This window comes from Pseudomonas sp. S9, from assembly GCF_000222125.1.
GTDB lineage: Bacteria > Pseudomonadota > Gammaproteobacteria > Pseudomonadales > Pseudomonadaceae > Aquipseudomonas > Aquipseudomonas segetis.
Window position 1 is genome coordinate 77,260 of record NZ_AFFX01000011.1, and the last position, 25,855, is coordinate 103,114.

Annotated in this window: 25 protein-coding genes and 1 pseudogene; 15 read left to right on the forward strand and 11 right to left on the reverse strand. The window is 55.5% G+C overall.

Features of this window, described 5'->3' with window-relative positions:
* Nucleotides 1–15: 15 nt before the first annotated feature.
* The 4 genes from PSES9_RS0119105 to PSES9_RS0119120 all read left to right on the forward strand — a co-directional run bounded on the left by PSES9_RS0119105 (nt 16) and on the right by PSES9_RS0119120 (nt 4,429).
* Nucleotides 16–2,523, forward strand: a complete 2,508-nt coding sequence (locus PSES9_RS0119105; protein ID WP_010489650.1) for a Lon protease family protein — start codon at nt 16–18, stop codon at nt 2,521–2,523.
* 181 nt (nt 2,524–2,704) lie between these two features.
* Nucleotides 2,705–3,046, forward strand: a complete 342-nt coding sequence (locus PSES9_RS0119110; RefSeq protein WP_010489651.1) for a PA4575 family protein — start codon at nt 2,705–2,707, stop codon at nt 3,044–3,046.
* A 182-nt stretch (nt 3,047–3,228) separates the two neighbouring features.
* A complete protein-coding gene (locus tag PSES9_RS0119115) occupies nt 3,229–3,723 on the forward strand; it encodes a TIGR00645 family protein (RefSeq protein ID WP_010489653.1) in 495 nt (164 codons plus the stop codon).
* An 88-nt stretch (nt 3,724–3,811) separates the two neighbouring features.
* Entirely contained in the window at nt 3,812–4,429 is a 618-nt protein-coding gene (locus tag PSES9_RS0119120; protein WP_010489654.1) for an FKBP-type peptidyl-prolyl cis-trans isomerase, read from the forward strand.
* Nucleotides 4,430–4,565: 136 nt separating this feature from the next.
* Here PSES9_RS0119120 and PSES9_RS23935 read toward each other — a convergent pair.
* A pseudogene (locus PSES9_RS23935) lies at nt 4,566–4,787 on the reverse strand (PA4570 family protein); the annotation flags it as partial.
* A gap of 130 nt (nt 4,788–4,917) precedes the next feature.
* Nucleotides 4,918–5,886: a polyprenyl synthetase family protein gene (locus tag PSES9_RS0119130; protein WP_010489658.1), complete on the reverse strand. Its 969-nt coding sequence runs from the start codon at nt 5,884–5,886 to the stop codon at nt 4,918–4,920.
* Nucleotides 5,887–6,266: 380 nt separating this feature from the next.
* Here PSES9_RS0119130 and rplU point away from each other — a divergent pair, with 380 nt between their 5' ends.
* The 5 genes from rplU to PSES9_RS0119155 all read left to right on the forward strand — a co-directional run bounded on the left by rplU (nt 6,267) and on the right by PSES9_RS0119155 (nt 9,960).
* On the forward strand, nt 6,267–6,578 hold the full coding sequence (gene rplU / locus PSES9_RS0119135; protein WP_010489660.1) for a 50S ribosomal protein L21: 312 nt from the start codon (nt 6,267–6,269) through the stop codon (nt 6,576–6,578).
* A 38-nt stretch (nt 6,579–6,616) separates the two neighbouring features.
* Nucleotides 6,617–6,874, forward strand: coding sequence for a 50S ribosomal protein L27 (rpmA, locus tag PSES9_RS0119140; RefSeq protein ID WP_010489662.1), 258 nt, complete (start codon nt 6,617–6,619; stop codon nt 6,872–6,874).
* Nucleotides 6,875–7,054: 180 nt separating this feature from the next.
* Nucleotides 7,055–8,272, forward strand: coding sequence for an Obg family GTPase CgtA (gene cgtA, locus PSES9_RS0119145; protein WP_010489664.1), 1,218 nt, complete (start codon nt 7,055–7,057; stop codon nt 8,270–8,272).
* A 93-nt stretch (nt 8,273–8,365) separates the two neighbouring features.
* Nucleotides 8,366–9,484, forward strand: a complete 1,119-nt coding sequence (gene proB / locus PSES9_RS0119150; protein ID WP_010489666.1) for a glutamate 5-kinase — start codon at nt 8,366–8,368, stop codon at nt 9,482–9,484.
* An 11-nt stretch (nt 9,485–9,495) separates the two neighbouring features.
* Nucleotides 9,496–9,960, forward strand: a complete 465-nt coding sequence (locus tag PSES9_RS0119155) for a CreA family protein (RefSeq protein WP_010489668.1) — start codon at nt 9,496–9,498, stop codon at nt 9,958–9,960.
* 115 nt (nt 9,961–10,075) lie between these two features.
* Here PSES9_RS0119155 and rpsT read toward each other — a convergent pair whose 3' ends face one another.
* The gene (rpsT, locus tag PSES9_RS0119160; RefSeq protein ID WP_010489670.1) at nt 10,076–10,348 is read right to left on the reverse strand and encodes a 30S ribosomal protein S20; all 273 of its coding nucleotides are present in this window, start codon (nt 10,346–10,348) and stop codon (nt 10,076–10,078) included.
* Between the two features lie 191 nt (nt 10,349–10,539).
* Here rpsT and murJ point away from each other — a divergent pair, with 191 nt between their 5' ends.
* The 6 genes from murJ to ispH all read left to right on the forward strand — a co-directional run bounded on the left by murJ (nt 10,540) and on the right by ispH (nt 18,217).
* Nucleotides 10,540–12,078: a murein biosynthesis integral membrane protein MurJ gene (gene murJ, locus PSES9_RS0119165; RefSeq protein ID WP_010489672.1), complete on the forward strand. Its 1,539-nt coding sequence runs from the start codon at nt 10,540–10,542 to the stop codon at nt 12,076–12,078.
* A gap of 356 nt (nt 12,079–12,434) precedes the next feature.
* The gene (gene ribF / locus PSES9_RS0119170; RefSeq protein WP_010489674.1) at nt 12,435–13,373 is read left to right on the forward strand and encodes a bifunctional riboflavin kinase/FAD synthetase; all 939 of its coding nucleotides are present in this window, start codon (nt 12,435–12,437) and stop codon (nt 13,371–13,373) included.
* Between the two features lie 9 nt (nt 13,374–13,382).
* On the forward strand, nt 13,383–16,214 hold the full coding sequence (gene ileS, locus PSES9_RS0119175) for an isoleucine--tRNA ligase (RefSeq protein ID WP_010489675.1): 2,832 nt from the start codon (nt 13,383–13,385) through the stop codon (nt 16,212–16,214).
* A complete protein-coding gene (gene lspA, locus PSES9_RS0119180) occupies nt 16,207–16,719 on the forward strand; it encodes a signal peptidase II (RefSeq protein ID WP_010489676.1) in 513 nt (170 codons plus the stop codon). Before ileS ends, lspA begins: the two co-directional genes overlap by 8 nt.
* Nucleotides 16,712–17,149 (forward strand): FKBP-type peptidyl-prolyl cis-trans isomerase, encoded by a 438-nt coding sequence (locus PSES9_RS0119185; RefSeq protein WP_010489677.1) that lies wholly within the window; start codon nt 16,712–16,714, stop codon nt 17,147–17,149. Before lspA ends, PSES9_RS0119185 begins: the two co-directional genes overlap by 8 nt.
* 111 nt (nt 17,150–17,260) lie before the next feature.
* Nucleotides 17,261–18,217 (forward strand): 4-hydroxy-3-methylbut-2-enyl diphosphate reductase, encoded by a 957-nt coding sequence (gene ispH, locus PSES9_RS0119190; RefSeq protein WP_010489678.1) that lies wholly within the window; start codon nt 17,261–17,263, stop codon nt 18,215–18,217.
* A 53-nt stretch (nt 18,218–18,270) separates the two neighbouring features.
* Here the strand turns inward: ispH and PSES9_RS0119195 are convergent, their stop codons facing one another.
* From PSES9_RS0119195 to PSES9_RS0119225, 8 genes are read right to left on the reverse strand one after another with little or no spacing between them, the layout of a single operon-like run.
* Nucleotides 18,271–18,708, reverse strand: coding sequence for a type IV pilin protein (locus PSES9_RS0119195; protein ID WP_010489679.1), 438 nt, complete (start codon nt 18,706–18,708; stop codon nt 18,271–18,273).
* On the reverse strand, nt 18,708–20,414 hold the full coding sequence (locus PSES9_RS23940; RefSeq protein WP_010489680.1) for a hypothetical protein: 1,707 nt from the start codon (nt 20,412–20,414) through the stop codon (nt 18,708–18,710). The genes PSES9_RS0119195 and PSES9_RS23940 overlap by 1 nt, the downstream gene beginning before the upstream one ends.
* 28 nt (nt 20,415–20,442) lie before the next feature.
* Nucleotides 20,443–22,995, reverse strand: coding sequence for a pilus assembly protein (locus PSES9_RS23945; protein ID WP_010489681.1), 2,553 nt, complete (start codon nt 22,993–22,995; stop codon nt 20,443–20,445).
* Between the two features lie 10 nt (nt 22,996–23,005).
* Complete coding sequence (locus tag PSES9_RS0119205; protein ID WP_010489682.1) at nt 23,006–23,347, reverse strand: hypothetical protein; 342 nt, start codon at nt 23,345–23,347, stop codon at nt 23,006–23,008.
* Between the two features lie 14 nt (nt 23,348–23,361).
* Nucleotides 23,362–23,889, reverse strand: a complete 528-nt coding sequence (locus PSES9_RS24370; RefSeq protein WP_010489683.1) for a pilus assembly PilX family protein — start codon at nt 23,887–23,889, stop codon at nt 23,362–23,364.
* Between the two features lie 10 nt (nt 23,890–23,899).
* Nucleotides 23,900–24,700, reverse strand: a complete 801-nt coding sequence (locus PSES9_RS0119215) for a PilW family protein (RefSeq protein WP_010489684.1) — start codon at nt 24,698–24,700, stop codon at nt 23,900–23,902.
* Complete coding sequence (gene pilV / locus PSES9_RS0119220; RefSeq protein WP_010489685.1) at nt 24,697–25,278, reverse strand: type IV pilus modification protein PilV; 582 nt, start codon at nt 25,276–25,278, stop codon at nt 24,697–24,699. Before pilV ends, PSES9_RS0119215 begins: the two co-directional genes overlap by 4 nt.
* A complete protein-coding gene (locus PSES9_RS0119225) occupies nt 25,265–25,783 on the reverse strand; it encodes a GspH/FimT family pseudopilin (protein WP_010489686.1) in 519 nt (172 codons plus the stop codon). The genes pilV and PSES9_RS0119225 overlap by 14 nt, the downstream gene beginning before the upstream one ends.
* Between the last annotated feature and the right edge of the window lie 72 nt (nt 25,784–25,855).

The following is a 25,855-nucleotide window of genomic DNA, read 5'->3' on the forward strand; positions in this document are numbered from 1 at the left end:
GTACAAGGATCTCCAATGCCTGATTCTGTTGCTACCCAATTGCGGCTAGCGCCTGATGCTCTAACCCGTCCCTTTGCTCCCGAGCAGTTCAACTTTACGACCACAGATGACTTGGAGCCATTTCGCGGTATTTTGGGCCAGGAACGTGCAGTAGAAGCCCTGCAGTTCGGCGTGGCGATGCCCCGTCCCGGTTATAACGTTTTTGTCATGGGTGAGCCCGGAACCGGCCGCTTCTCGTTTGTGCAGCGTTACCTCAAGGCCGAAGGTAAACGCATGGACACGCCTGCCGACCATGTCTATGTCAATCATTTTGACGAGCCGCGCGAGCCCCGCGTGCTTGAACTAAGCGCGGGTTCCGCTGGCGAGTTCATTGCCGATATCAACCTGCTGATCGACAACCTGCTGGCGACATTCCCGGCAGTGTTCGAGCACCCCTCGTATCAGCAGAAGAAGAGCGCCATCGACCGCGCCTTCAATAAGCGCTATGACCAGGCGCTTGATGTGATCGAGCGCCTGTCATTGGAAAAAGGCATCGCGCTTTATCGCGACAGCAGCAACATTGCCTTCACCCCCATGCTGGAAGGCAAGGCATTGGATGAGGCCGAGTTTGCGCAACTGCCCGAAGCGGATCGCGAGCGCTTTCATCTCGATATCGCAATGCTTGAGGAGCGTCTGAACGAAGAGCTGGCCAGTTTGCCGCAGTGGAAACGTGAGTCGAGCAACCAGTTACGTCAGCTGAACGAAGAAACCATCACTGTTGCCCTGCAGCCGCTGTTATCGCCTCTGTCGGAGAAGTACGCCGAGAACGCAGAAATTTGCGCCTATCTCCAGGCAGTGCAGGTCAATCTGCTGAAAACCGTAGTTGAACAGCTGGTTGATGTTGAGAAGGTTGACGCCCAAACCCGCAAATTGCTTGAGGAGCAATACTGCCCAAGCCTGGTGGTTGGCCATCACGTCGACGGCGGTGCTCCGGTTGTTTTCGAGCCGCATCCGACCTACGACAACCTGTTCGGCCGTATTGAATACAATAATGACCAAGGCGCGTTGTACACCAGTTATCGCCAACTACGCCCAGGGGCGCTGCACCGCGCCAATGGCGGCTTCCTGATTCTAGAAGCCGAGAAAATGCTCGGTGAGCCCTTTGTCTGGGACGCGCTCAAGCGCGCCTTGCAATCGCGGCAACTGAAGATGGAGTCGCCGCTGGGGGATCTCGGCCGGATTGCGACCGTCAGCCTCAATCCGCAGGTTATACCGCTGCAGATCAAGGTCATCATCATCGGCGCGCGCCAACTGTATTACGCATTGCAGGACCATGATCCAGACTTCCAGGAAATGTTTCGCGTGCTGGTCGATTTCGACGAGGACATTCCCTTGGCCGATGAAAGCCTGGAGCAGTTTGCCCAGTTGATGAAAACCCGCACCTCAGAAGAAGGCATGGCGCCCTTGACTGCGGCAGCAGTAGCGCGCCTGGCCACCTTCAGTGCCCGGCTGGCAGAGCATCAGGGACGCTTGTCGGCGCGTATTGGCGACTTGTTTCAACTGGTCAGCGAGGCTGACTTTATCCGCCAACTGGCCAGTGAAACCGTGACCGATGTCGGCCATATCGAGCGCGCGCTCAAAGCCAAGGCAACCCGCACCGGGCGCGTTTCTGCGCGGATTATCGATGACATGCTGGCCGGGATTATCCTTATCGACACCAGCGGCGCGGCAGTGGGCAAGTGCAACGGCCTGACCGTTTTGCAGGTTGGTGATTCTGCATTCGGCGTGCCTGCGCGAATCTCGGCAACTGTGTATCCGGGCGGCTCCGGCATTGTCGATATTGAGCGTGAAGTTAACCTGGGGCAGCCGATTCACTCCAAGGGCGTGATGATTCTGACCGGGTATCTCGGCAGTCGTTATGCCCAGGAGTTTCCGCTGGAGATCTCCGCGAGCATTGCGCTTGAGCAGTCCTACGGTTATGTCGATGGCGACAGCGCCTCGCTTGGCGAAGTCTGCACGCTGATTTCAGCCTTGTCGCGCACACCGCTAAAACAGTGCTTTGCGATTACCGGCTCGATCAACCAGTTTGGCGAAGTGCAAGCCGTTGGTGGTGTGAACGAGAAAATCGAAGGCTTCTTCCGCCTTTGCGAGGCGCGCGGGCTGACGGGCGAGCAGGGCGCGATTATCCCGCAGTCCAACGTCACGACCCTGATGCTCGATGATCGTGTGCTGCAAGCGGTTCGTGACGGGCAATTCCACATTTATGCGGTGCGCCATGTCGATGAGGCGCTGAGCCTGCTGGTTGGCGAAGATGTGGGGTCGCCAAACGACAAGGGCCAGTTTCCGACGGGCAGTGTCAACGCACGGGTGGTTGAGCGTCTGCGCGAGATCGCTGAAATCGACATGGGCGAAGAAGACAAGGAGCCTGAAGCTCTAGCCGAAAAGGTCGCCAAGGCGGTGCCAACGCCGTCCGATAAAAAGCCGCCTGCCAAAAAGCCTGTGCCAGCCAAACCTGCTGTATCCAAGACGGAAAAGCCTGAGTAAGGCATTGCCCCTATAGCGTTCGGTACCGGGCAAGTTGCCCGGTATTCGAGGGCGGCGCGGCAGGCTCCTGGCGCGGGTCCATCCACACACTAACCCACGGGCGGGGCGACCGCGCCTGTGGCTTCCCTATCAGTGGTTTTCGGGTGTAGGCTGTAGACCTGATCATGAGAGGGTCGCCGCGATGTCGCGTAGTCTCTGCCTCACACGTCAATGCCTGGGCTTGGTCACGCGTATCGAATGCGTGGTGTTGCCACTGGCCGGCGAAAATGGACTTTGGACGCTGATCTGCGCCGCCGGTATTTCCGGGTCTCAACCTTCTGTAATCAAGGCGCAAGGCCCATTCTACGGGCCTTCTGTGGCAGAGGGGGTCTTGGCGGGAATTGCCGAAAGCCTGGCTGATCAAGGTTATGGCTGTTGTCCTGATCTGCTCATCTGGCGCTTGCATATACAGTCTGAGTTGCGTCAGTTAAATGGCCATCGCTGCCGTAATCTTGGCGACTACCAGTTCCATCCGGAAAACTGATCAAAGGATTGCCAAGGGCTTTTCGGCAAGGCTTGTATCTTCTGCGTTTGCGCGGTTAATCCCGAGCCTCTCCACAGAGTTATCCACAGTTGGCCGAATAAGTCTTCAAGGTGTTTCAGAGGGCTTTTACGGCGCAACCGCGCAGGTATAATCGCGAGCCAATCTATCCCTGGTGAGGCTTCATGGAACGCTTTATTGAAAATGCGATGTACAGCTCGCGTTGGTTGCTCGCACCTATCTATTTTGGCTTGTCGTTGGGGCTGCTGGCCCTGGCGCTCAAGTTCTTCCAGGAAGTCTTGCATATCCTGCCCAACGTGTTTTCGATGGCTGAAGCCGACCTGGTCCTGGTTATTCTTTCGCTGATCGATATGGCGCTGGTTGGCGGGCTGTTGGTCATGGTGATGCTTTCAGGCTACGAGAACTTTGTCTCTCAACTGGATATCGACGCCGGCAAGGAAAAGCTCAGCTGGCTGGGCAAGATGGACTCAGGTTCATTGAAGATGAAGGTCGCGGCGTCGATCGTGGCCATTTCCTCCATTCACTTGCTTAAAGTGTTCATGGACGCGAAGAACATTCCGGACAACAAGTTGATGTGGTACGTGCTGATCCACATGACTTTCGTGCTCTCGGCATTTGCCATGGGTTACCTGGACAAGCTCACCAAGCACGAGAACTGATCCAGTCCTTTACTTGCGTGCCGGTTAGAGCCTGGGCCTGGCTTTGTGCTAGGCTTGCCGGCCTTTTAAACCCGCAGCGGAGCAGTTCATGTCCGAACTTAATCTTTCTACTGACGAAACACGCGTCAGCTACGGCATTGGCCGTCAACTTGGCGGTCAACTGCGTGACAACCCGCCACCGGGCGTGAGCTTGGAAGCGATCCTGGCTGGCCTGACCGATGCTTTTGCCGGCAAAGAAAGCCGCGTTAGCGAAGCTGAGATGAACGCCAGCTTCAAGGTGATCCGTGAAGTCATGCAGGCTGAAGCCCACGCCAAGGCCGAAGCGGCAGCCGGCGCTGGCATCGCCTTCCTGGCTGAGAACGCGAACCGTGACGGCATCCAGGTTCTGGCCTCCGGCCTGCAGTATGAAGTGCTGGCTACAGGTGACGGCGCAACCCCGACCCGCGAAGACACCATTCGTGCCCACTACCACGGCACCCTGATCGACGGCACTGTTTTCGACAGCTCCTACGATCGCGGCCAGCCTGCTGAATTCCCAGTCGGCGGCGTGATTGCCGGTTGGACTGAAGCACTGCAGTTGATGACTGCAGGCAGCAAATGGCGCCTGTATGTGCCTAGCGAACTGGCTTACGGCGCCCAAGGCGTTGGCAGCATCCCGCCGCACAGCGTTCTGGTGTTTGACGTCGAGCTGCTCGAAGTCCTGTAATTCCAGTCCGTACTGAGTCCGGCAGCGGTTATGCCGGGCTCAGAAACGCTGAGTGCCGTGATTGCTGTGTTCTGGCATAGCGTTCACGCAGTGTGATTGCGCGCTTTTTGCGCAGAGCAAGGGTTTGATCGTCCAGGCGCAATGCCCGGGCGTAGCAGAACAGGAACAGGTTGCGCACCAGTTCTTTCAGTACCAGGGGTTCGCTCGAGCTCAGTTCGTGTAGATCCAAATCGCCCATGTCCCGCAGCTCATCCAATGCTTCTTCCTCAAGCACTACGCAGACTTCACCTGTGTCACGATTGAGGATGCGCAGATAAGGATGTGGCCGATCAAGCCAGGCATCAATCAAATAAGTCATATCTCATCTCCCTGTAAGTGTTAGATGATAATAATTCTTATTCGCATAATAGCAAGGATCAATTAGTGTTATTCGTCGGGCATCAAAAAGCCCGTCACTTGGACGGGCTTCGCGGGGAGCAGGCAATGCCTCAGTTCGTTCGAGCCACGGCAAAGCGGCTTAATTCGACCAGTGCATCGCGGTATTCGTTGGCAGGCAGCACATCCAGGCAGGCGATTGCCCGTTCAGCATAGTCGCGAGCCTGCCTGGCGGTGTAGTCCAGTGCGCCAGCGGCTTCGACTGCGTTGCGAATGCTTTCGAGGTTCTCGATGCCGCCTTTCTGGATCGCCTGGCGCACAAGGGCGGCTTGCTCGGCTGTACCTTCGCGCATGGTGTAGATCAGCGGTAGGGTCGGCTTGCCTTCAGCCAGGTCGTCGCCGACATTCTTGCCCAAAGTGGCCGCGTCGCCGCGATAGTCGAGCAGATCGTCAACCAGTTGGAAGGCAACACCAAGGTGGTCACCAAAGGTGCGCAGGGCTTCGGTCTGTTCTGCCGTGGCACCGGCCAATGCTGCAGCACTGTGGGTCGAGGCCTCGAAAAGCATGGCGGTTTTGCCGCGAATGACTTCCATGTAGGTCGCTTCAGTGGTACTGGCATCGCGAATCTTTGACAGTTGCAGCACTTCGCCTTCTGCAATCACGCGAGTGGCTTTGGAGAGGATTTTCATGACCGGCATCGAGCCAAGCTCGACCATCATCTCGAAGGAGCGCGAATAGAGGAAGTCACCGACCAGTACGCTGGGGGCGTTACCCCACTGGGCATTGGCGGTGCTGCGTCCGCGGCGCATATCGGACATGTCGACCACGTCGTCATGCAGCAAGGTGGCGGTGTGCAGGAACTCGATAGTCGCCGCGAGCAGGCGCAGGTTCTCGTCCTGCAGTCCAAGTGCCTTGCCGCTGAGCAGGACCAATAAAGGACGCAGGCGCTTGCCGCCGGCTGAAATAATGTAGTCGCCGATTTTCTCTACCAGCGGTACACGCGAGACAAGTTGTTGACGGATAATGCCGTCAACGGCGGTAAAGTCGTCCGCCACCACGCGGTAGAAAGCCTGGGGTTGCATCAGTTGCAGGTGCTCCTCTAAGGTTGCGCGGCATGCTAGGCGGCAGGCTCAGGGCTGTCAAGGTAATGGCCAGAGTCGCTTGAGCAGATTAAGGTGTTTGGATGACAGCTTAACAAAGGCTGAGCGCAGCTATATTACTGTCATAAAATGCAGCGCTGCATCAATATACTGCACAGCATCCCATGGCCTCCTGTTGCTTGGTGATTGTGGGGCTTGCGCGGCGTTACCAGCTTGCGTACAATCGCGCACCCTGAACTTCCCCCTGGGCATTTCCCTGCCTTACGCAATTGCAAGGGCGTCTTTTCCGGCCCCGAGCAGCCATGCCAGCCGATAACTATCCCTCTAAAGAGCTGGGTGAGCAGGATTAACGGAGATATACCATGTACGCTGTAATTGTTACTGGTGGCAAGCAATACAAAGTCACCGAAGGCGAATTCCTGAAGATCGAAAAACTCGAAATCGGCACTGGCGAATCCGTCACTTTCGATCGCGTTTTGTTGGTCGGCAACGGTGACGACGTTCAAATCGGTGCACCGGTTGTAGATGGCGCTAAAGTTGTTGCAGAGGTTGTGGCGCAAGGTCGTCACGATAAGATCCGCATCATCAAGTTCCGTCGTCGTAAGCACCACATGAAGCGTCAGGGCCACCGTCAGTGGTTCACTGAGATCAAAATCACCGGTATTTCGGCCTGATTCATTTCAGCCTGATCCCTTTATAGGAGTATTGACTCATGGCACACAAAAAAGCTGGCGGTTCCACCCGCAACGGTCGCGACTCAGAAGCCAAACGCTTAGGCGTTAAGATGTATGGCGGCCAGGCTATCAAAGCAGGCAACATCATCGTGCGTCAGCGCGGCACCCAATTCCACGCTGGTTACGGCGTTGGCATGGGCAAAGATCACACTCTCTTCGCTAAAATCGAAGGCGTGATCAAGTTTGAAGTAAAAGGCGCCTTAGGTCGCCGTTACGTGAGCGTTGTCGCGGCTTAATCGCGGCAAGGTTAAAAGCCCTGTCCTTGCGGCGGGGCTTTTTTGTTTTTGTATTCTTGGGGTTCTTGCCAAACTGTCCTGATAAAAGGCTTATGATTAAGCTCTTGTGCTAGGTCAATTTTGCAAGCACCTGTGTTCTTTGATTGTTGTTGACCCGCTGTACTGGTGGGAGGCGTGCTCATGAAATTCGTCGATGAAGTATCGATTTTTGTAAAAGCCGGTGACGGTGGAAACGGTTGTATGAGTTTCCGTCGTGAAAAGTTCATCGAAAATGGTGGGCCGAACGGCGGTGATGGTGGTGATGGTGGCTCGGTGTTCTTGATGGCCGATGAGAACCTCAACACCCTTATCGATTACCGTTACACCCGGCGTTTCGATGCTGAGCGTGGCTCCAACGGTGGCAGCACCGATTGCACGGGGCGCAAGGGTGAAGAGTTGGTCCTGCGTGTGCCGGTTGGTACCACGGTGATTGATGCGGGCACCCAGGAAGTGATTGGTGACCTGACCAAGGCGGGTCAGCGCCTGATGGTTGCTCAGGGTGGTTGGCACGGCCTGGGTAATACCCGGTTCAAGTCCAGTACCAACCGTGCGCCGCGCCAGACCACGCCGGGTAAGCCGGGTGAGTCGCGTGACCTCAAGCTTGAGCTTAAAGTGTTGGCTGATGTCGGTCTGCTGGGTTTGCCTAACGCCGGTAAGAGCACCTTTATCCGGGCGGTCTCGGCGGCCAAGCCAAAGGTTGCAGATTACCCTTTCACCACACTGATCCCTAATTTGGGCGTTGTCAGTGTCGATCGCTACAAGAGTTTCGTGGTTGCCGATATTCCAGGCTTGATTGAAGGTGCCTCCGATGGTGCTGGCCTGGGTATTCGCTTCCTCAAGCATCTGGCGCGTACGCGTCTGTTGCTGCATCTTGTCGATATGGCGCCGCTGGATCTCACTGATCCGAGCGAGTCGGCGGTCACTATCGTTGACGAACTGACCAAGTTCAGTCCGGCGCTGGCTGAGCGTGATCGCTGGCTGGTGTTGAACAAGTCGGATCAAATGCTCGAGGAAGAGCGTGATGAGCGTGTGGCGGAGATTGTTGCAAGCCTCGACTGGAAGGGGCCTGTCTATGTAATCTCGGCTATTTCTGGCGAAGGCACCCAACGCCTGTGTCAGGACATCATGACCTACCTTGAGGCGCGTACCGAGAAGATCGCTGAAAACCCTGTGTTTGCTTCCGAGTTGGCTGAGCTGGATCAGCGCATCGAAGATGAGGCGCGTGCGCGCCTGCAGGCCTTGGATGATCAGCGTGCGTTGCGTCGTTCGGGTGTCAAGAGCGTCGAGGATGTCGATGAAGACGACTTCGATGATGAAGATGACGACGACGGCCCGGAAATCTTTTACGTCCGGGATTAAGCCATTATCAACGCCGCTTAATAGCGGCGTTTTTGTATGTTTCGTGACTGGTAAATGTTTTGCATTTTGCTGCAAGGCTGGGGTTGAGGAATCATGCGTGACAAGGTAACTGGCGCACGGCGCTGGGTGGTTAAGATCGGCAGCGCGCTGCTGACTGCAGATGGTCGAGGCCTGGATCGCGCGGCGATGGCTGTGTGGGTCCAGCAAATGGTCGCACTGCGTGAGCAGGGTGTGGAGCTGGTGTTGGTGTCTTCGGGTGCCGTAGCCGCTGGTATGAGCCGTCTGGGCTGGTCGTCGCGGCCAAGTGCGATGCATGAGCTGCAGGCCTCGGCCGCCATTGGCCAGATGGTGCTGATCCAGGCGTGGGAGTCGAGCTTTGCCGAGCATGGCCGGCGCACAGCGCAAATTTTGCTGACCCATGATGACCTGTCTGATCGCAAGCGCTATCTGAATGCACGCAGCACCTTGCGCACCCTGGTCGAGCTCGATGTGGTGCCGGTGATCAATGAAAACGACACCGTGGTCACTGATGAGATTCGCTTCGGCGACAACGATACCCTGGCGGCGCTGGTGGCCAACCTGGTCGAGGCTGACTTGTTGGTGATCCTCACCGATCGCGACGGGATGTTCGATGCCGATCCGCGTAATAACCCAAATGCCAAGCTGATCCACGAGGCGCGTGCCGATGATCCGGCCCTGGACGCCGTGGCAGGAGGTGTGGGTGGTGCTCTGGGTCGTGGTGGCATGCAGACCAAGCTGCGTGCTGCGCGTCTTGCTGCGCGCTCGGGCGCGCATACGGTTATTGTCGGCGGTGCCATTGAGCAGGTCCTGGCGCGGCTCAAGTCGGGCGAGCGCCTGGGTACGCTGCTGGCGCCTGAGCGCGGTATGTTGGCGGCGCGCAAGCAGTGGCTTGCCGGGCACTTGCAGACCCGCGGGACATTGGTTCTGGATGATGGTGCGGTCAAGGCGCTGTCGACTGGGCGTAAAAGCCTGCTGCCTGTTGGTGTGCGCGCGGTAAAGGGCAGCTTTCGCCGTGGTGAAATGGTGGTCTGTGTGGCTGCTGATGGTCGGGAGATTGCGCGCGGCTTGGCCAACTACAGTGCGCTTGAGGCGCAAAAGATCATTGGTCAGTCCTCCGATGCGATTCAGGGTTTGCTGGGTTATGTTGATGAGCCGGAATTGGTTCATCGGGATAATTTGATACTGGTCTAGGAGGGCGCTTTATGCGTATGGCAAATGGATTGCTGGGTGCGTTGCTGATATTGCCTGTGCTGGCTTCGGCGGAGGAGATCGGCGAGGTATCCACCGTTTTCAAGTGGATGGGGCCCAATGACAAGATTGTCGTTGAGGCTTTCGATGATCCCAAGGTCCAGGGCGTAACCTGTTATCTGTCGCGCGCCAAGACCGGTGGTGTCAAAGGTGGCTTGGGGTTGGCTGAGGATCGTTCTGATGCCTCGATTGATTGTCGCCAGACCGGGCCGATCAGCTTCACTGGCAAGCTTAAAGAGGGTGAAGAGGTGTTCAAGCAGCGCACCTCGCTGGTATTCAAGACCATGCAGGTGGTGCGTTTCTTTGATCAGAAGCGCAATGCGCTTGTCTATCTGGTGTACAGCGACAGGGTGATCAAGGGCAGTCCGCAGAACTCGATGGCGGCAATTCCAATCATGCCCTGGCCGGCAGCCAAGTAGGGCGCGACAACTCCAAGCTTGTCCGGCTCAGGCGGCTGACCTTTAAATTGCAGGCAATAAAAAACCGGTCATGAGACCGGTTTTTTAAGGCGTTACGCCAAGAACTGACTGCTAATTAAGCAGCAGTGCTGAGTGCCTTGATGTGGGCATTCAGGCGGCTCTTATGACGAGCTGCTTTGTTCTTGTGCAGGATGCCTTTGTCAGCCATGCGGTCGATGACCGGAACAGCTGCAGTGTAAGCAGTTTGGGCCAGGCCAGCATCTTTAGCGTCGATAGCTTTCACAACGTTTTTGATGTAGGTACGGACCATCGAGCGCAGGCTGGCGTTATGGCTACGACGCTTCTCAGCCTGTTTTGCGCGTTTTTTGGCAGAAGGTGTATTGGCCACCGTCAAGCTCCTCGAAAATTTGGGGTTGCAAACAAATAAGGCCGCGAATCATGCCTAGAAGGTATTCGTCTGTCAAGACTAATGACGTTTCCCAGCTATAGCCTGACAAGTGGCAGGCCGCTACACTCGACGCCTTCGTGAGCCGGTGGATTGTCCGCTGGCTCACTTGCATGCGGAAAAATCATTATCTCATGAATTTGCTCAAGTCGCTGGCCGCCGTTAGTTCCCTGACCATGCTTTCGCGTGTTTTAGGTTTTGTGCGCGATACCATTATTGCCCGCACATTCGGTGCTGGCGTGGCTTCGGACGCCTTTGTGGTGGCTTTCAAGTTGCCAAACCTGCTGCGAAGAATTTTTGCCGAAGGGGCATTTTCGCAAGCCTTTGTTCCTATTTTGGCGGAGTACAAGACCCAGCAGGGCGATGAAGCGACGCGAACCTTCATTGCATTCGTCAGCGGATTGCTGACCTTGGTGCTTGCATTCGTGACCTTGCTTGGCGTCCTGGCGGCGCCGTGGATCGTGTGGATTTCCGCGCCGGGCTTTGCCGATGAGCCCGATCGCTTTGCGCTGACCACTGATCTTCTGCGGGTTACCTTTCCTTATATATTGCTGATATCCCTGTCGTCGCTCGCCGGGGCCGTGCTCAACACCTGGAATCGCTTCTCTGTGCCGGCCTTCGTGCCGACCTTGCTTAACCTCAGCATGATAGTGTTTGCCTTGTTTTTGACCCCTTTCTTTGCCCCGCCGATCATGGCGCTGGGCTGGGCGGTGTTGGTCGGTGGGGTGTTGCAGTTGCTTTACCAGTTGCCGCACCTGAAGAAGGTGGGGATGTTGGTGTTGCCGCGCCTGAACCTTAAGGATCGCGGCGTATGGCGCGTTCTCAAGCAAATGGGGCCAGCGATTTTTGGTGTGTCGGTCAGTCAGATTTCACTGATTATCAACACCATATTTGCTTCGTTTTTGGTCGCGGGCTCGGTTTCATGGATGTATTACGCTGATCGCCTGATGGAGCTTCCATCTGGTGTGCTTGGCGTTGCGCTGGGTACCATTTTGCTGCCGGCGCTGTCGAAAACCTATGCCAGCGCCAACCGTGAAGACTACTCGCGTCTGCTCGACTGGGGGTTGCGCCTGTGCTTTGTCCTGGTGCTGCCAAGTGCGGTAGCCCTGGCGGTATTGGCTGAGCCCTTGACCGTATCTTTATTTCAGTACGGCAAATTCAGCGCCACGGATGCACTGATGACGCAGCAGGCGTTGATTGCCTACGCCGTGGGGTTGCTCGGGATTATCCTGGTGAAGATTCTGGCGCCTGGCTTCTATGCGCAGCAGAACATCAAGACGCCGGTGAAAATCGCAATCTTCACTTTGTTTTCAACCCAGCTTATGAACCTGGCCTTTATCGGTCCGCTAGCCCATGTGGGTCTGGCCTTGTCCATCGGTTTGGCGGCGTGCCTGAATGCAAGCTTGCTCTATTGGCAGTTGCGCAAGGCTGATATGTTCCAGCCGCAGCCGGGCTGGGCGATGTATCTGGTCAAGCTGGTGGTGGCGGTAAGTGTGATGGCCGGGGTGTTGTTTGGCGTCATGCATTTCATGCCGCAATGGTCCTCCGGCGGAATGCTTGAGCGTTTGTTGCGCCTGGGGGTGTTGGTGGCGGCGGGCTTGCTCAGCTATTTCGCCAGCTTGCTGTTGATGGGCTTCAGGTTGCGCGACTTTTCACGCAAGGCCATCGCCTAGCTTGCAACTTAACTTTTCAGTCCTAAATCAGTAGGGTGGGTACCGCTTTTTTGCCCGCGATTTGTCTGCACAAATATTTGGATAATGGGTTGTGTTTGGTGGGCAAGCTTCGCGCTGTCACACTCTAGAGGTGATTTAGGGCGGACAGCGCTTTTCTGTCCGCCGTTTAGGGCGCGGAGCAAGGTTGTTTGTTGGCAGTGATGGAGCGGGTAACGTTTTTTACTCACGCTTGTCCGTTCGAAGAACCGAAACCGGGTTAATTGAGTAGCAGATTTCTGATCTGCTGCGACGTTGTTGCCTGTTGTCTGCGGTCGGGTATGCGTATAATCGACCACTTTATGAGCAAGAAGCGCGTTATGCAGCTGGTACGAGGCCTACACAATCTGCGCCCCCAGCATCGGGACTGTGTTGCCACCATTGGTAATTTCGACGGCGTCCATCGTGGCCATCAGGCTATTTTGGCGCGTTTGCGCGAGCGAGCCGCAGAGCTTGGCGTACCCAGCTGCGTGGTGATTTTTGAACCACAACCCCGTGAGTTTTTTGGTCCGGATACAGCGCCGGCACGGCTGACCCGCTTGCGTGACAAGCTCGCACTGTTGGCGGCTGAAGGGGTTGATCGGGTATTGTGCCTGGCGTTCAATCGCCGTTTGCGTGAGCTGAGCGCCGCAGAGTTTGTGCACAAGGTGCTGGTTGAAGGCCTGGGCGTGCGTCACTTGGAAGTGGGTGACGACTTTCGCTTCGGTTGTGATCGTGCCGGTGATTTTGCGTTTTTGTCCGCCGCCGCCAAGCGCGAAGGCTTCAGTGTCGAGGCCGCGACCACAGTTGAGCTTGATGGCATCCGTGTCAGCAGTACGCGGGTTCGTGAGGCGCTGCAAAACGCTGACTTCAGCCTTGCAGAGCACTTGCTGGGGCGACCATTCCAGATCGCGGGGCGCGTGTTGCACGGCAAGAAGCTGGGGCGCCAACTGAATGCGCCAACCGCGAATATTCAGCTCAAGCGCCATCGTGTGCCGCTGACCGGGGTTTATCTGGTCAGCACTGAAATTGACGGTAAGACCTGGCCCGGGGTTGCCAACATCGGCGTACGGCCCAGTGTGGACAGTGATGGTCGCGCCCACCTTGAGGTGCACCTTTTGGATTTTGCCGGTGATGTCTATGGCCGGCGTTTGACGGTGGCGTTCCACCACAAGCTGCGTGATGAGCAGCGATTTGCCTCTCTTGAGGCGCTGAAGACGGCAATTGCTGCCGATATTGCCGCCGCCCGTGCCCATTGGCAGGGCCAACCGCTTAAGTGAAGAGCCGAGATGACCGACTATAAAGCCACGCTAAACCTGCCTGATACCAAGTTCCCGATGAAGGCTGGCCTGCCGACGCGCGAGCCGGAAACCCTGAAGCGCTGGAACGACATCAACCTGTATCAGAAACTGCGCGAGCTGGGCGAAGGCCGTCCAAAGTTCGTGCTGCACGATGGCCCTCCATACGCCAACGGCAGCATTCACATCGGTCATGCGGTCAACAAGATTCTCAAGGACATCATCACCCGCTCGAAAACCCTGGCCGGCTATGATGCGCCTTACGTTCCGGGTTGGGATTGCCACGGCCTGCCGATCGAGCACAAGGTCGAGACCACGTGCGGAAAGACCCAGCCCGCCGATCTCACCCGTGAGCGTTGCCGCACCTATGCGGGCGAGCAGATCGAAGGCCAGAAAGCCGATTTCATCCGCCTCGGTGTGCTTGGTGACTGGGAAAAGCCTTACCGCACCATGGATTTCGCCAATGAAGCCGGTGAAGTGCGCGCTCTGGCTGAGATGGTCAAGCAAGGTTTTGTCTTCAAAGGCCTGAAACCAGTCAACTGGTGTTTCGATTGCGGCTCGGCCCTGGCCGAGGCTGAAGTTGAGTATCAGGATAAAAAGTCCGACGCCATCGACGTCGCCTTTGCCTGTGAAGACAACGATAAGCTGGCCGCTGCATTCGGCTTGGGCGGCCTGCCAAAGCCTGCCAGCATTGTTATCTGGACCACCACGCCATGGACCATCCCGGCCAACCAGGCGCTCAACGTTCATCCCGAGTTCAACTACGCACTGGTTGATGTCGGCGACAAGTTGCTGCTGCTCGGTGAAGAACTGGTAGAAAGCAGTCTTGAGCGTTACGGCCTGCAGGGCAGCGTCATTGCTACCGCCAAGGGCGAGGCGCTGGAACTGATTCGTTTCCGCCATCCGTTCTACGAGCGTTTATCGCCTGTGTATCTGGCTGATTACGTCGAGATGGGCTCCGGTACCGGTATCGTTCACTCCGCTCCGGCCTATGGCGAGGACGACTTCCGTTCGTGCAAAGGCTACGGCATGAGCAACGACGATATCCTCAGCCCTGTGCAGAGCAACGGCGTCTATGTTGAATCGCTGCCATTCTTCGGTGGCCAGTTCATCTGGAAGGCCAACCCGAATATCGTCGCCAAGCTCGATGAAGTGGGCGCTTTGCTCAAGCACCAGCCAATCCAGCACAGCTACATGCATTGCTGGCGCCACAAGACACCGCTGATCTACCGTGCGACTGCGCAGTGGTTCGTCGGTATGGACAAGCAACCCAATGAAGGCGGCACGCTGCGTGAGCGCGCGCTGGGGGCAATTGAACAAACCGAGTTTGTGCCAGCCTGGGGCCAGGCGCGTCTGCACAGCATGATTGCCGGCCGTCCTGACTGGTGCATCTCGCGTCAGCGTAACTGGGGCGTGCCGATTCCGTTCTTCCTGCACAAGGAAAGCGGCGACCTGCACCCGCGCACCGCTGAGCTGATGGAAGAAGTGGCCAAGCGCATCGAGGTCGAAGGTATCGAGGCCTGGTTCAAGCTCGATGCAAGCGAGTTGCTCGGAGATGAAGCAGCGCAGTACGACAAGATCAGCGACACGCTGGACGTCTGGTTCGACTCGGGCACCACACACTGGCATGTGCTGCGTGGTTCACATGCCTTGGGTCACACCTCTGGCCCGCGTGCGGACCTGTATCTGGAAGGCTCTGACCAACACCGCGGCTGGTTCCATTCTTCGTTGCTCACTGGTTGTGCAATCGATGGGCATGCGCCTTACAAGGAACTGCTGACGCACGGCTTTGTGGTCGATGAAAATGGCCGCAAGATGTCCAAGTCGCTGGGCAATGTGGTTGCGCCGCAGCAAGTCAACGACAGCCTGGGCGCAGACATCATGCGTCTGTGGGTGTCGTCGACCGATTACTCTGGTGAGATGGCGGTGTCTAACGTCATCCTGCAGCGCAGCGCTGACTCCTACCGTCGTATCCGTAACACTGCGCGCTTCCTGCTCTCAAACCTCAGCGGTTTTGACCCAGCCGAGCACGCATTGCCAGTCGATGAAATGCTTGCGCTGGATCGCTGGGCTCTGGATCGCGCCTTGCTATTGCAGCGTGAAATCGAGGAAGCCTACGACAGCTACCGTTTCTGGAATGTGTACCAGAAGGTGCACAACTTCTGCGTGCAGGAGTTGGGCGGTTTCTACCTCGACATCATCAAGGATCGCCAATACACCACGGCGGCCAATAGTGTTGCGCGCCGCTCTTGCCAGACAGCCCTGTTCCACATCGCCGAAGCGCTGGTTCGCTGGATTGCACCAATCCTGGCATTCACCGCCGATGAAATCTGGCAGTACCTGCCGGGCGAGCGTAACGAGTCGGTGATGCTCAACGGCTGGTACCAAGGCCTGACCGAGCAATCACAAGACGTGGAAATGAACCGCGAATTCTGGGAACGGGTCATGGCGGTCAAGGTTGCGGTCAACAAAGAGCTGGAAAACCAGCGCAAGGAAAAAGCCATTGGTGGCAACCTGCAGGCTGAAGTGACTGTATACGGTGAAGACAGCCTGATTGCTGACTTGAACAAGCTCGGCAACGAGCTGCGCTTTGTGCTGATCACCTCGACGGCAAGCCTGGCTCCACTCAGCGCTGCGCCAGCCGATGCGGTAGAAACTGAAGTGGCTGGCCTGAAGCTGAAAGTGGTCAAGTCGACTCATGCCAAGTGCGGTCGCTGCTGGCACCACCGCGAAGACGTGGGCGTGAACCCGGCCCATCCGGAGATCTGTGGTCGCTGTGTCGATAACATCGAAGGCGCGGGCGAGGTTCGTCATTATGCCTAATGTCTCAAGCCGCTTTGGGCGGCTTGCCTGGCTGTGGTTGGCGCTCTTGGTGTTCGTCATCGATCAGGCCAGCAAGTTCTATTTCGACAACACCTTGAGCATGTACCAGCAAATCGTGGTGATTCCTGATTTGTTCAGTTGGACGCTGGCCTACAACAAGGGAGCGGCCTTTAGCTTTCTTGCTGCCGAGTCTGGCTGGCAGCGCTGGTTCTTTGCTGCAATTGCGATTGTAGTGAGTGTGGTTCTGGTGGTCTGGTTGAAGCGCCTCAAAGCCGATGAAACCCTGCTTGCGGTGGCTCTATCGCTGGTCTTGGGCGGTGCTGTCGGCAATCTGTTCGACCGTATCGTGTTGGGCCATGTGGTCGATTTTATTCTGGTGCACTGGCAAAACCGTTGGCACTTTCCTGCATTCAACTTTGCTGACAGCGCAATCACTGTAGGTGCAATCCTGTTGGGGCTGGACATGTTCAAAAGTAAAAAGTCCGAGGAGCAAGCGGATGTCTGATGTACGTATTGGCCCGGACCGGCAAGTGACTCTGCATTTCGCCATAAAGCTGGAAAACGGCGACGTGGTCGACAGTACCTTTGACAAGCAACCCGCCACCTTCAAGGTGGGTGACGGCAACCTGCTGCCGGGCTTTGAAGCGGCCCTGTTCGGGTTCAAGGCTGGCGACAAGCGCAGCATTGAAATCCTGCCGGAGCAGGGCTTTGGCCAGCCAAACCCGCAAAACCTGCAGGTGATGCCGCGCAGCCAGTTCGAGGGCATGGATTTGTCCCCAGGCTTGCTGATTATTTTCAATGATGCAGCCAACGCCGAGCTGCCGGGTGTGGTCAAAGAGTTTGATGATGCCCAGGTAACGATCGACTTCAACCATCCCCTAGCCGGTAAAACCCTGAGTTTTGATGTTGAAATCATCGAGGTCAAGGCGCTCTAATCAGGCATCGGGGGCGGGCATCTGTAAGGTGCCTGCCTGCAAACAGGCCGTCACTCGGCGTTAAACTGGGCATTCCGTATCAATTCAATCGCACGGCGCAACGAGGCCAATATGCAGATCAAACTCGCTAACCCACGTGGCTTCTGTGCCGGTGTCGACCGTGCTATTGAGATTGTGAACCGTGCCCTGGAAGTCTTTTCGCCGCCGATCTATGTGCGTCATGAAGTGGTGCATAACAAGTTCGTGGTCGAGGATTTGCGCGCGCGCGGGGCAGTATTTGTCGAAGAACTGGACCAGGTGCCAGACGATGTGATCGTTATCTTCAGTGCTCACGGCGTATCCCAGACTGTGCGTGCCGAAGCAGACCGTCGCGGGCTAAAGGTCTTTGATGCGACCTGCCCGCTGGTGACCAAAGTGCATATGGAAGTGGGGCGCTATAGCCGGGAAGGGCGTGAATGCATTCTTATCGGTCATGCCGGACATCCTGAAGTCGAAGGCACCATGGGCCAGTACGACGACAGCAATGGCGGGGCTATCTACCTGGTCGAAGACGAGAAAGACGTCGAAAAGCTTGAAGTGCGCAATCCGGATGCCCTGGCTTTCGTCACTCAAACGACGCTGTCGATGGACGACACCAGTAAAGTCATCGACGCCTTGCGCAGTAAATTCCCGGCGATTGGTGGACCGCGCAAAGACGATATCTGCTATGCCACGCAAAACCGCCAGGATGCTGTCAAACAGCTGGCTGCCGAATGCGATGTGTTGTTGGTCGTCGGCAGCCCCAACAGCTCCAACTCCAACCGCCTGCGCGAGTTGGCAGAGCGCATGGGCACGCCAGCCTACCTGATCGACGGCGCCGAAGACCTCAAGCAAGAGTGGTTTGCGGGTGTGGATGGCATCGGCATCACCGCCGGCGCCTCGGCACCAGAGGTCCTGGTGCGCGGGGTTATCGCCCAGTTGCACGCCTGGGGTGCAACCGGCGAAAGCGAACTCCTCGGCCGACCCGAGAACGTAACCTTCTCGATGCCCAAAGAGTTGCGGGTGAAGCAGGTTTTGTTGTTCCGCTAATTTCTCCAATAAAAAACCGCACACAGTGCGCTGTTTTATTGGTAGTTTTGCGCTTACCAGCAGTCTTGGAAGCTGGCGGCGGTACCGCTTTCACCTTTGGTTCCGCGACTGTTGAGGGTTAGGGTGCCGCACTCGTTATCTCGGGCCTGGGCACCGCGAGGCGCTGCACTTAGCATCACGCAGTTGGCTATTGTTACGTTGGCGCAGGCGGCAGCTGTAATGCTGTAGCGCTGGTCTTCCGAGATTACAGCAGCGTTTGCGTTACCGGCCATTGCCAGTCCACCTGCGCCCAGATTCGTAGTGTAGGTCTGGTTTTGTGAATAGAAACGCTCCTGCGCCTGCATGATGCGCATCAGCCACGCCTGCCCATCTGAGCGGCCGCTGCGCAAGACATAGTTCTGATAGCTCGGGTAAGCAATCGCACTCAAAATTCCGATGATCGCGACGACGATCATCAGCTCCATCAGGGTAAAACCCTTTTGCCTAGACATTAATTCTCTCTCCAATACAGACCGCGAATTGGGTTCTTGATTTCACAGAGTTTTTCGCCTTCAGCGCAGGCTATATCACCCTCTTCATCGCCATCGCCACGGTCCTTTAGGCAGCTCTCGGCACCGCAAAGCAAGCCTACGGCATTGCCATCGCTTAATACAGTTGCAGGCACAGAAGGAATACCGCCGTGGGTGAGGTCAAAGCTGCGCTTGGGTGTTTTGGTTCCAGATATGGTCTGGGTAAACACCGCGCTTGCGTCCGTAATGTTCAAGGCGTAGAAGCGACCGCTACCAACGTCAGGGCCGCAGGTTGTCACTTGCGATCCGTTAGGCCGGAAGGTAGTGAACAATACAGCTCCAGCGAAGGTCGTCGAGTTCGCCAATACTTTCTCACCTGCCGGAAAGCTTATAAACCAGCCGCTGCTGTTGGCTAATGTAGTTGCATCAGGCGTGTAGTCGTCGCCTGGGGTGAGCTGAGCATACAAGTCATTGATCTCAGTGCGTTTGCCCGGTATTTGCGCCGCAGCTATCGCCTGGGCCTTGTTGATCAAGTAGTTGTAGGCATCAAACATGGTCAACGGAGCAACTGCGTCATTGGCGGTTGCATCGGCCAATTCGGTTGCTGTAAGCACATTGCTACTTGGGTCGTAGGCGGTATCAGCAAGGGCTTGGATATCAGCTTGTAGTCCGGAGGCCACACCAGCTAGCGCCAGGCGCTCGCTTTGCAGCGTTTGCAGCAGTTGAGCCTGAGTCACCAGGGGAGAACTGACCTCTTCAAGTGCAGCTTGGTCAGCTGCTACCGTTTGCGCCAGTAAGGCGGTGTTATCTATACCGCTTGGTGCCGCGGGCAAACCGGCAAGCAATGCTTCGAGTTCTGCTTGCTTGGACGCTAGTTGCGCTTTCTTTGCATCGCCTGTGGCTATGTCGCTTGAGTTATAGGCATTGAAGGCTTCCTGCTGTAGCGACTTGACCTCAGTCATGGCGGCGTTGATTGCGGCTGCTTGGTCAACGACTTCGGCGCGAGCCATAACATCTGACGAGTTTTGATAATTGTCGTTCAGAGTGTCCAACTCAGCTTCAAGTGCTGTGGTGTCGCCGTCTACTGCTCTGGTCTCAATGATCTGTTGTTGCTTGGCAATAATCGCGTTGTAGTCATTTTCCAGCGCAGGTGACGTGGTTAGAGCCGTTAATCTGGCCTGAATGGCGCCCCAGTCGGTGGCATCATCATTTTGCAACTGAGCGGCTTTGAATGCCGAGGCTTCGGCAGTGGTCGGCTGCAGGTCGGATATTTGTTTCAGGCCATCCTGGGCAACTACTGTCAGGCTGTGCAACTGCGTTTGCTGATCCGCTTCTTCTGCATGCGCTGTGACGTATGGATCGTTCGTTAGAATTGCATCAATTGCACTTTGTTTCTGGTTAATGCTGGCATTGGTCGTCAGCAACTGCTCTGCCTTGGCGGTGTAGCCGATAGAGCTTTGATAGTTACTGAAGCTTTCCCGCGCCGATGTCTCGTTGGCGGTAAGTGCATCGATTTCAGCACGTTTTACATCGATTTGGCGCTGCAGATCTGCCGCCTGGCTGGTCGACAAATTAACGCTACTAACGTCGGTCAGATTGCTTTCTGTTATCGAGGTGTAGGTCGATGGTGCGGCGTATACGTTCGTATCTTTGATTACATAGAAGCGATCAATGGCTGCTTCGCTCAATGGGTGGCCGCGATAGCCAGAACCGATGCTAGCCAGAACCGATGCTGATGGTGAAATAGGTTTTTCCGCCGCGCTCTTTGATCAGAGAAACGTCTGGTTTGTTGTAGAAACGACGGTTGTTCAACTGATCAGTGCCAGCAATATTGGCAATTCGACCACCGGTTGCAAAGTTGCCGGCTCCAGTGTTGTTGGACTTGATATCGAAGCGAAAGATTTGACCGCGGGTATCGGAGGTGAAGATGGTATCGATCAAACCATCGCCGCCCAGGTCAACCAGGGTTGGGTCAGCGGGCATGCTGTTGGTCATGGTTGCTAGCTTCAGGTTGGCATCGGTATCCCCGCTAGGACCAGCCATCCACAGTTTTTGTCCTGTCGCGGCGTCAACCACATAAAGCGCATTGCCATAAGAATCTTTTTTGGGCAGGTCCGGTGTGGTGTCGTTGTCTTGGATAGGGTCATATCCACCAGTGAAAATCAGTACGTCTTTCGCATTGCCATTCCAATTGACCTTGGCAACTTTAGGTGTCGACCAGGTTTGGCCCAGGCGAGCAAAGCCTATGCTTGCGCCGCCACGGATGACCCAATTCAGTTTAGGGCTGATGGACGATGGGTTGCCCGCTGTGTTGGGTGTTACGTCCAAGGAATAATAGTTACGACCACCACGGCCCATACCCGCATATAAGTTCACTGCAGTTACCGTGCGCAACTTGGTCGTTTGATTAACATTGCCATAGCTAACTTTCAGGTCGAACTGTCCATCAATACCGTATTTCTTATTAACGCTGCCCTGTGGGTCTTCGTAATAGGCCTTTAGGTTGCCCAGCAGTTCTTTAGGCACGAATGAAAAATACTCAGCGCCTGTCTCAGGATTGATTGCGCCAATGAAGCCTTCGTTGGTGCCATAGAACAGCGCCAGTTTATCCTGGTTGTTACTGGTGTTAGCCCGGGTCAGGTCTTCATCGCTGGTGTAAGCGACGACTTTGGGGGTGTTATGCAGAATATCGCCGATCTGGTAGCGAACCGAGTTATCTGCCGGGTTGGTTCCCCGTGCCCAAGTCAGAATGTTGGTTTTCTGGGTATTGGACATTGCGCTGTCACCGAGCATGGCCTTGGTGATAGCGCTGTTGTTTGTCGTCAGCAGATTCGCGCTGGTGGTCAAGTTGACAGGGGAAGGGGTTGCACTGGGCTCGAGGTTACTGCCCGTATAGGTGTATATATTTCGGGTCGATGGGTTGCTCAAGTGGCTGGCTGCACCACCCGCTTCGGCGTTTTTGCCATCAACGGACGGACTCCAAAAGCTTTGGGCGCTATCGCTAAAAAAGCCTGTGCTGGAATCGATCGCATTTTGCCCCCTGCTGTCGGTGACGACCAGGTCGCCATTGACGGTGGTGGCTTTATATTTCTTGACGTTGCCGACCCAGCGAGCACCCTCAGCCGGACGAAAAAGGGCGTAATAAAGATCATTGCGATAACCAAAGTTACTGTAGGCACTCACCGAAACTGTTGGTGTGGTGAAGGTGGTGTTTTCGGCCAGAATATCGGTAACGATGGATTTCAAGGAGCTGACCAGGCCAGATGTATCAGAGGTGACAAAGAATTTCCCCTGACCGTATGTAGCTGTGTCTTGTAGCAGTCGAGTGTCGCTGATGTGGCCGAAGCCAATGGTGTAGGTCGATACTGTCTGGTTGCCAGTCAATGAGGCAGGGCCGCTATCGTTATTGGCCATCCATTCTGCCAAGCCTGGCATCCAGCAACCCGCATTGCTTTCACCGTCAGTCGGGTAGCCGCGGTTGCATGATGTGTACTGGGTGTTGGCGACCCCGGTTCTTACCAAGCTGGAGATGGTGTTGTTACTGCTACTGTCTCCGTTGGGCAAGCCGTCGGTCAGTACAATGATGTTGGATTTCTGGCATGAATTTGTAATGGGCGATATATAAGTGTTGCCATTTCGAGAGCCGCTGTTAATGGTTTTGTTGCGTGAAGTCGAGCCTGTACCATTCTCATAGACGCCACGGGAGCTGTTGCCATAAATGAGATTGCTGCCGCGCATATATTGTACGGCTTCATGGTAACTCTCAAGTAAAGGCGTTGATCCACTTGCATAGTAGCTGGAAAGGTTCGATTTGAACGAGTTGGCAACAGTGCTGGCCTGCTTGACAGGGTTATTGATAAACCCGCCTTCGTTGTCAGAACTAAAGCGTGCCAGTCCGATATTTGAATCATCGGTGATCGCGAGTTCGTCGACTAATTGGTTGACGACTTGTTTTACAACTTGTAAACGTGTGAGTTGGCCATTGTTATTCTTGTTGCTCCGTCCTTCGGTGCTGGTACACCAGTCCCGGGGCATACCATTCCTGTCATTGTAAATAGGTGTGAGGCTGTCGCAGTCAGTACCGGGTACGCCGCTCTGCATTGAGCCTGAAGTGTCAATCAAAAATAGAATGTTTGGCCTGACCCGCTGATCTGCCGGAAGATCGCGGGTGGTATAAATTTCGGTGTCATCCGCCAGTGCAGTGCTGAGTGATAAGGCTAAATAGGTAAAGGCTGAGGCGCCGATTGCGAGTTTACGTTTCAGGCTCATGGACGAGTCCTCAGTTTTGATTCAAAAAAAGTTCAGTTGCAACCGGAATGCGAGACGGTGTGTAAAACACAGAGCCTTGCCAGTCAATTTTGAGGCCCAGTTGATTGTATTCCACGGGCTTGCCGTTTAAATAAACTACTGTGTTGTTATCTAACTTTAGTGTCAGTGGTGCACAGCCAGTGCAGGGTGTCGCTAGTACGGTGCCGTCAACACTTCCTGATGCTGAGTTTTTAATGTTTAAAATAAATACGGCGCTTTCAATATATTGCGGCTCTTTATCATCAGCATTTGAGCTGGTGGCTAATGCTGCAGTTGTAAGGATCAGGCCAATGAGTGCAATTAATTTTTTCATTAAGGGTCTTGTCCTTATTTAAGGTTGAAGAAAACAAAACCCTGAGTCTGATCAGAGTAAGCGCTGTCGGCTATTGTTGAGCGTGCTTTCAATTCATATTGCTGGCAGGTGTAGGCGTCGAAAGAATAACCCTCGCCGTATGCTGCGCAGTCGAGTTTGCCCATGCTGCGCAACTGATTAGCTTGGGTGAGGCCTGGGGCGGTGGTTAATGCCGTTAAATTAGTGAACACTCTCAGATCCGGGAAGCGTTGCCTTAATGTCGCATTCGGTTCAGCCGCCGCATTAGCTTTAGTGAGGTCGATTGCCGTTTGTAATTGTCCCCGGTTGGCTTGGTTGCCAAAAAATGCCATCTGCGATCTTATTTCGGTTTGCGCTAACTGAAAGGCGGTATTGCGAAACTGATTGCTGCTGGCCATTCGTTCTTCGTTGGTGGCGAAGCGTGCAGCGGTTATACCGGCAACTGTCAGTACAACCAGAAAGATAAGTGCCACTAATAGGGTTGCACCTTGCTGCTGCTCTAGAGAGTGTTGAGTGATTTTCATAATGATATCTCTAGATGTTTTTCAGCTGGATGGTGGTAGTGAAAATCTGTCGTGCCAGTCCGTCATCAGGTGCAATCGGTGGTGCATCGAGCAGGTAAAAGTTACGAACAGGTGGGGGAGGGCTGATTGTGTCTACGGAGGTTGCCAGCAGTGCAATACGCACCGAAAGGACCTTGCCCCAGTTAGTTACGCGATCTGCTGATACGAATTGATTGACGCTGGTGGAGTCGCCTCCTGCATCTATCCCGTATAGCACCTGCATATTCTCAACCCCGTCAATCAGGCGCGAGGTCGGGCTGACTGGCTGATTTGTCGTGCGATTGAAGGATCGGCAGGCCAGCGCCGGCGAGGGATTATTGGCATCCGGCGCGGCAATGAAGTAGGTGTTAATGATGATCTGGTTATCCGGTATAACCACGCCAGCGCAGTCGCGCTTTGCACCATCGATAGAAGGGGGTTCAAAGGTAAAGCTGACAGTGTCAGAGACATTGCCCCCGCCATTTGCCGAACAGGCGGTGCCACTGTTGAGTGCACAGTTGCGAGGTTCGATGGGGAAGGGTTTGCTCAGGGGCGTGCCGGGTGAGGTATAGCCTGCAATGCGCGCGCTTTGCGAAATGAACTCCAGGCCAAAGCGCCCATTCTCTTGAAGCTTTGACATCGCGTCATTGACAGCAAGGGTTTGGCGGCTCGAGAGAAAAACTTGAATCACGCCCAGCAGCAGGATAAGGCCCAAGGCCATGCCAATCATCAACTCAACCAGGCTGAGGCCGGACTGCCTGTTCTTGGCTGTATATTTTAGTGGGTTTCTCATCGTTCAACCTGCACAGTGCCGGACATGTTTTCTGGGGTTGCGCCGCTGGTGTTCGTGGATTTGCTTTGCCAGTTCGCGGTAATGGTAAATACGTTGCCATTCGCGCCAATGTCTAAAGGCGCAACACCTGCCGCTGCTGGTCCCAGAAAGTCGCGACTGGTGTAGCGCGCGTCTGCGGCTGTGGCATTAGCTCCATAGGCAGCGGTTGCACCGTAGCTGCACTGGGCTTCCCAGCGATCAAATGTGGCCATCTGTGCGGCCGAACAGTTGCTGGCGTTTACTTTCGCGCCACTCAGTGGGTCAAAATAGTCGCTGCATCGCTGCGGGGGTAAGCTTGCACAGTCGACCGCTGCGGTGTAGTCGGCAACATCGGCATCGGGGTTTGCGCGCATGCGTTCAGCCAACTCCTGCACCACCCAGGTGGCTTGAGTGCGAAAGCCACTGTCGCTTGAACTCTGCAATGCACTGAGCTGCAGAGCGGCAAAGCCCAGCAGGCCGACAGTGAATACCAGGAGCGTAACCAGGGCTTCAATCAGCGATGTGCCGTTCTGAAAGCGCCGCATCTCAGCAGTCATCATCACGATTTACCTTTTTGTAGGAGGCCTTGCCGATTGCGCCAATATAGATGCAGCGTGCTTTTGTACCCGTGGCCTCGAGTTTCGGAGAGGTTATTTTGAATGCCTGTGCACTCACCCCAGAAAGCAGTGTGCCGTCACGGCGAAACGTCAAGCGATTGGCCGACTGCAGATAAGGCGCGGTAATCTGTACGCCGCTGCTGGCCGACTGGAAGTTGCGGATGACGTTGTCACTGGTGCAGTTGGCCATGTCGGTTGGACCTACACACCAACCGTTGCTCCAGCCGGATGAGCTGTTCGTCGCGGGTATGACGGAGACATTGGCGTTAAGTTTGGTTGCCTCGGTACGAGCGAATGCCAAGGCATTCAGTAATTCACTGGATTGGCTGCTCACGCTCTGGGAGACAATGAATGTACTCATGTTGGGCGCCGCAACAGCGACTACGATTGCAAGCACTACAATCGTGACCAAAAGTTCTATGAGGGTGAAACCGCGTTCGCGTTGCATGAGTATCCCCTTTGCCGAGCCTGCAACTTAATCAGTCGCAATCATAGCTACAATCAGCAGTTTACTGACTGG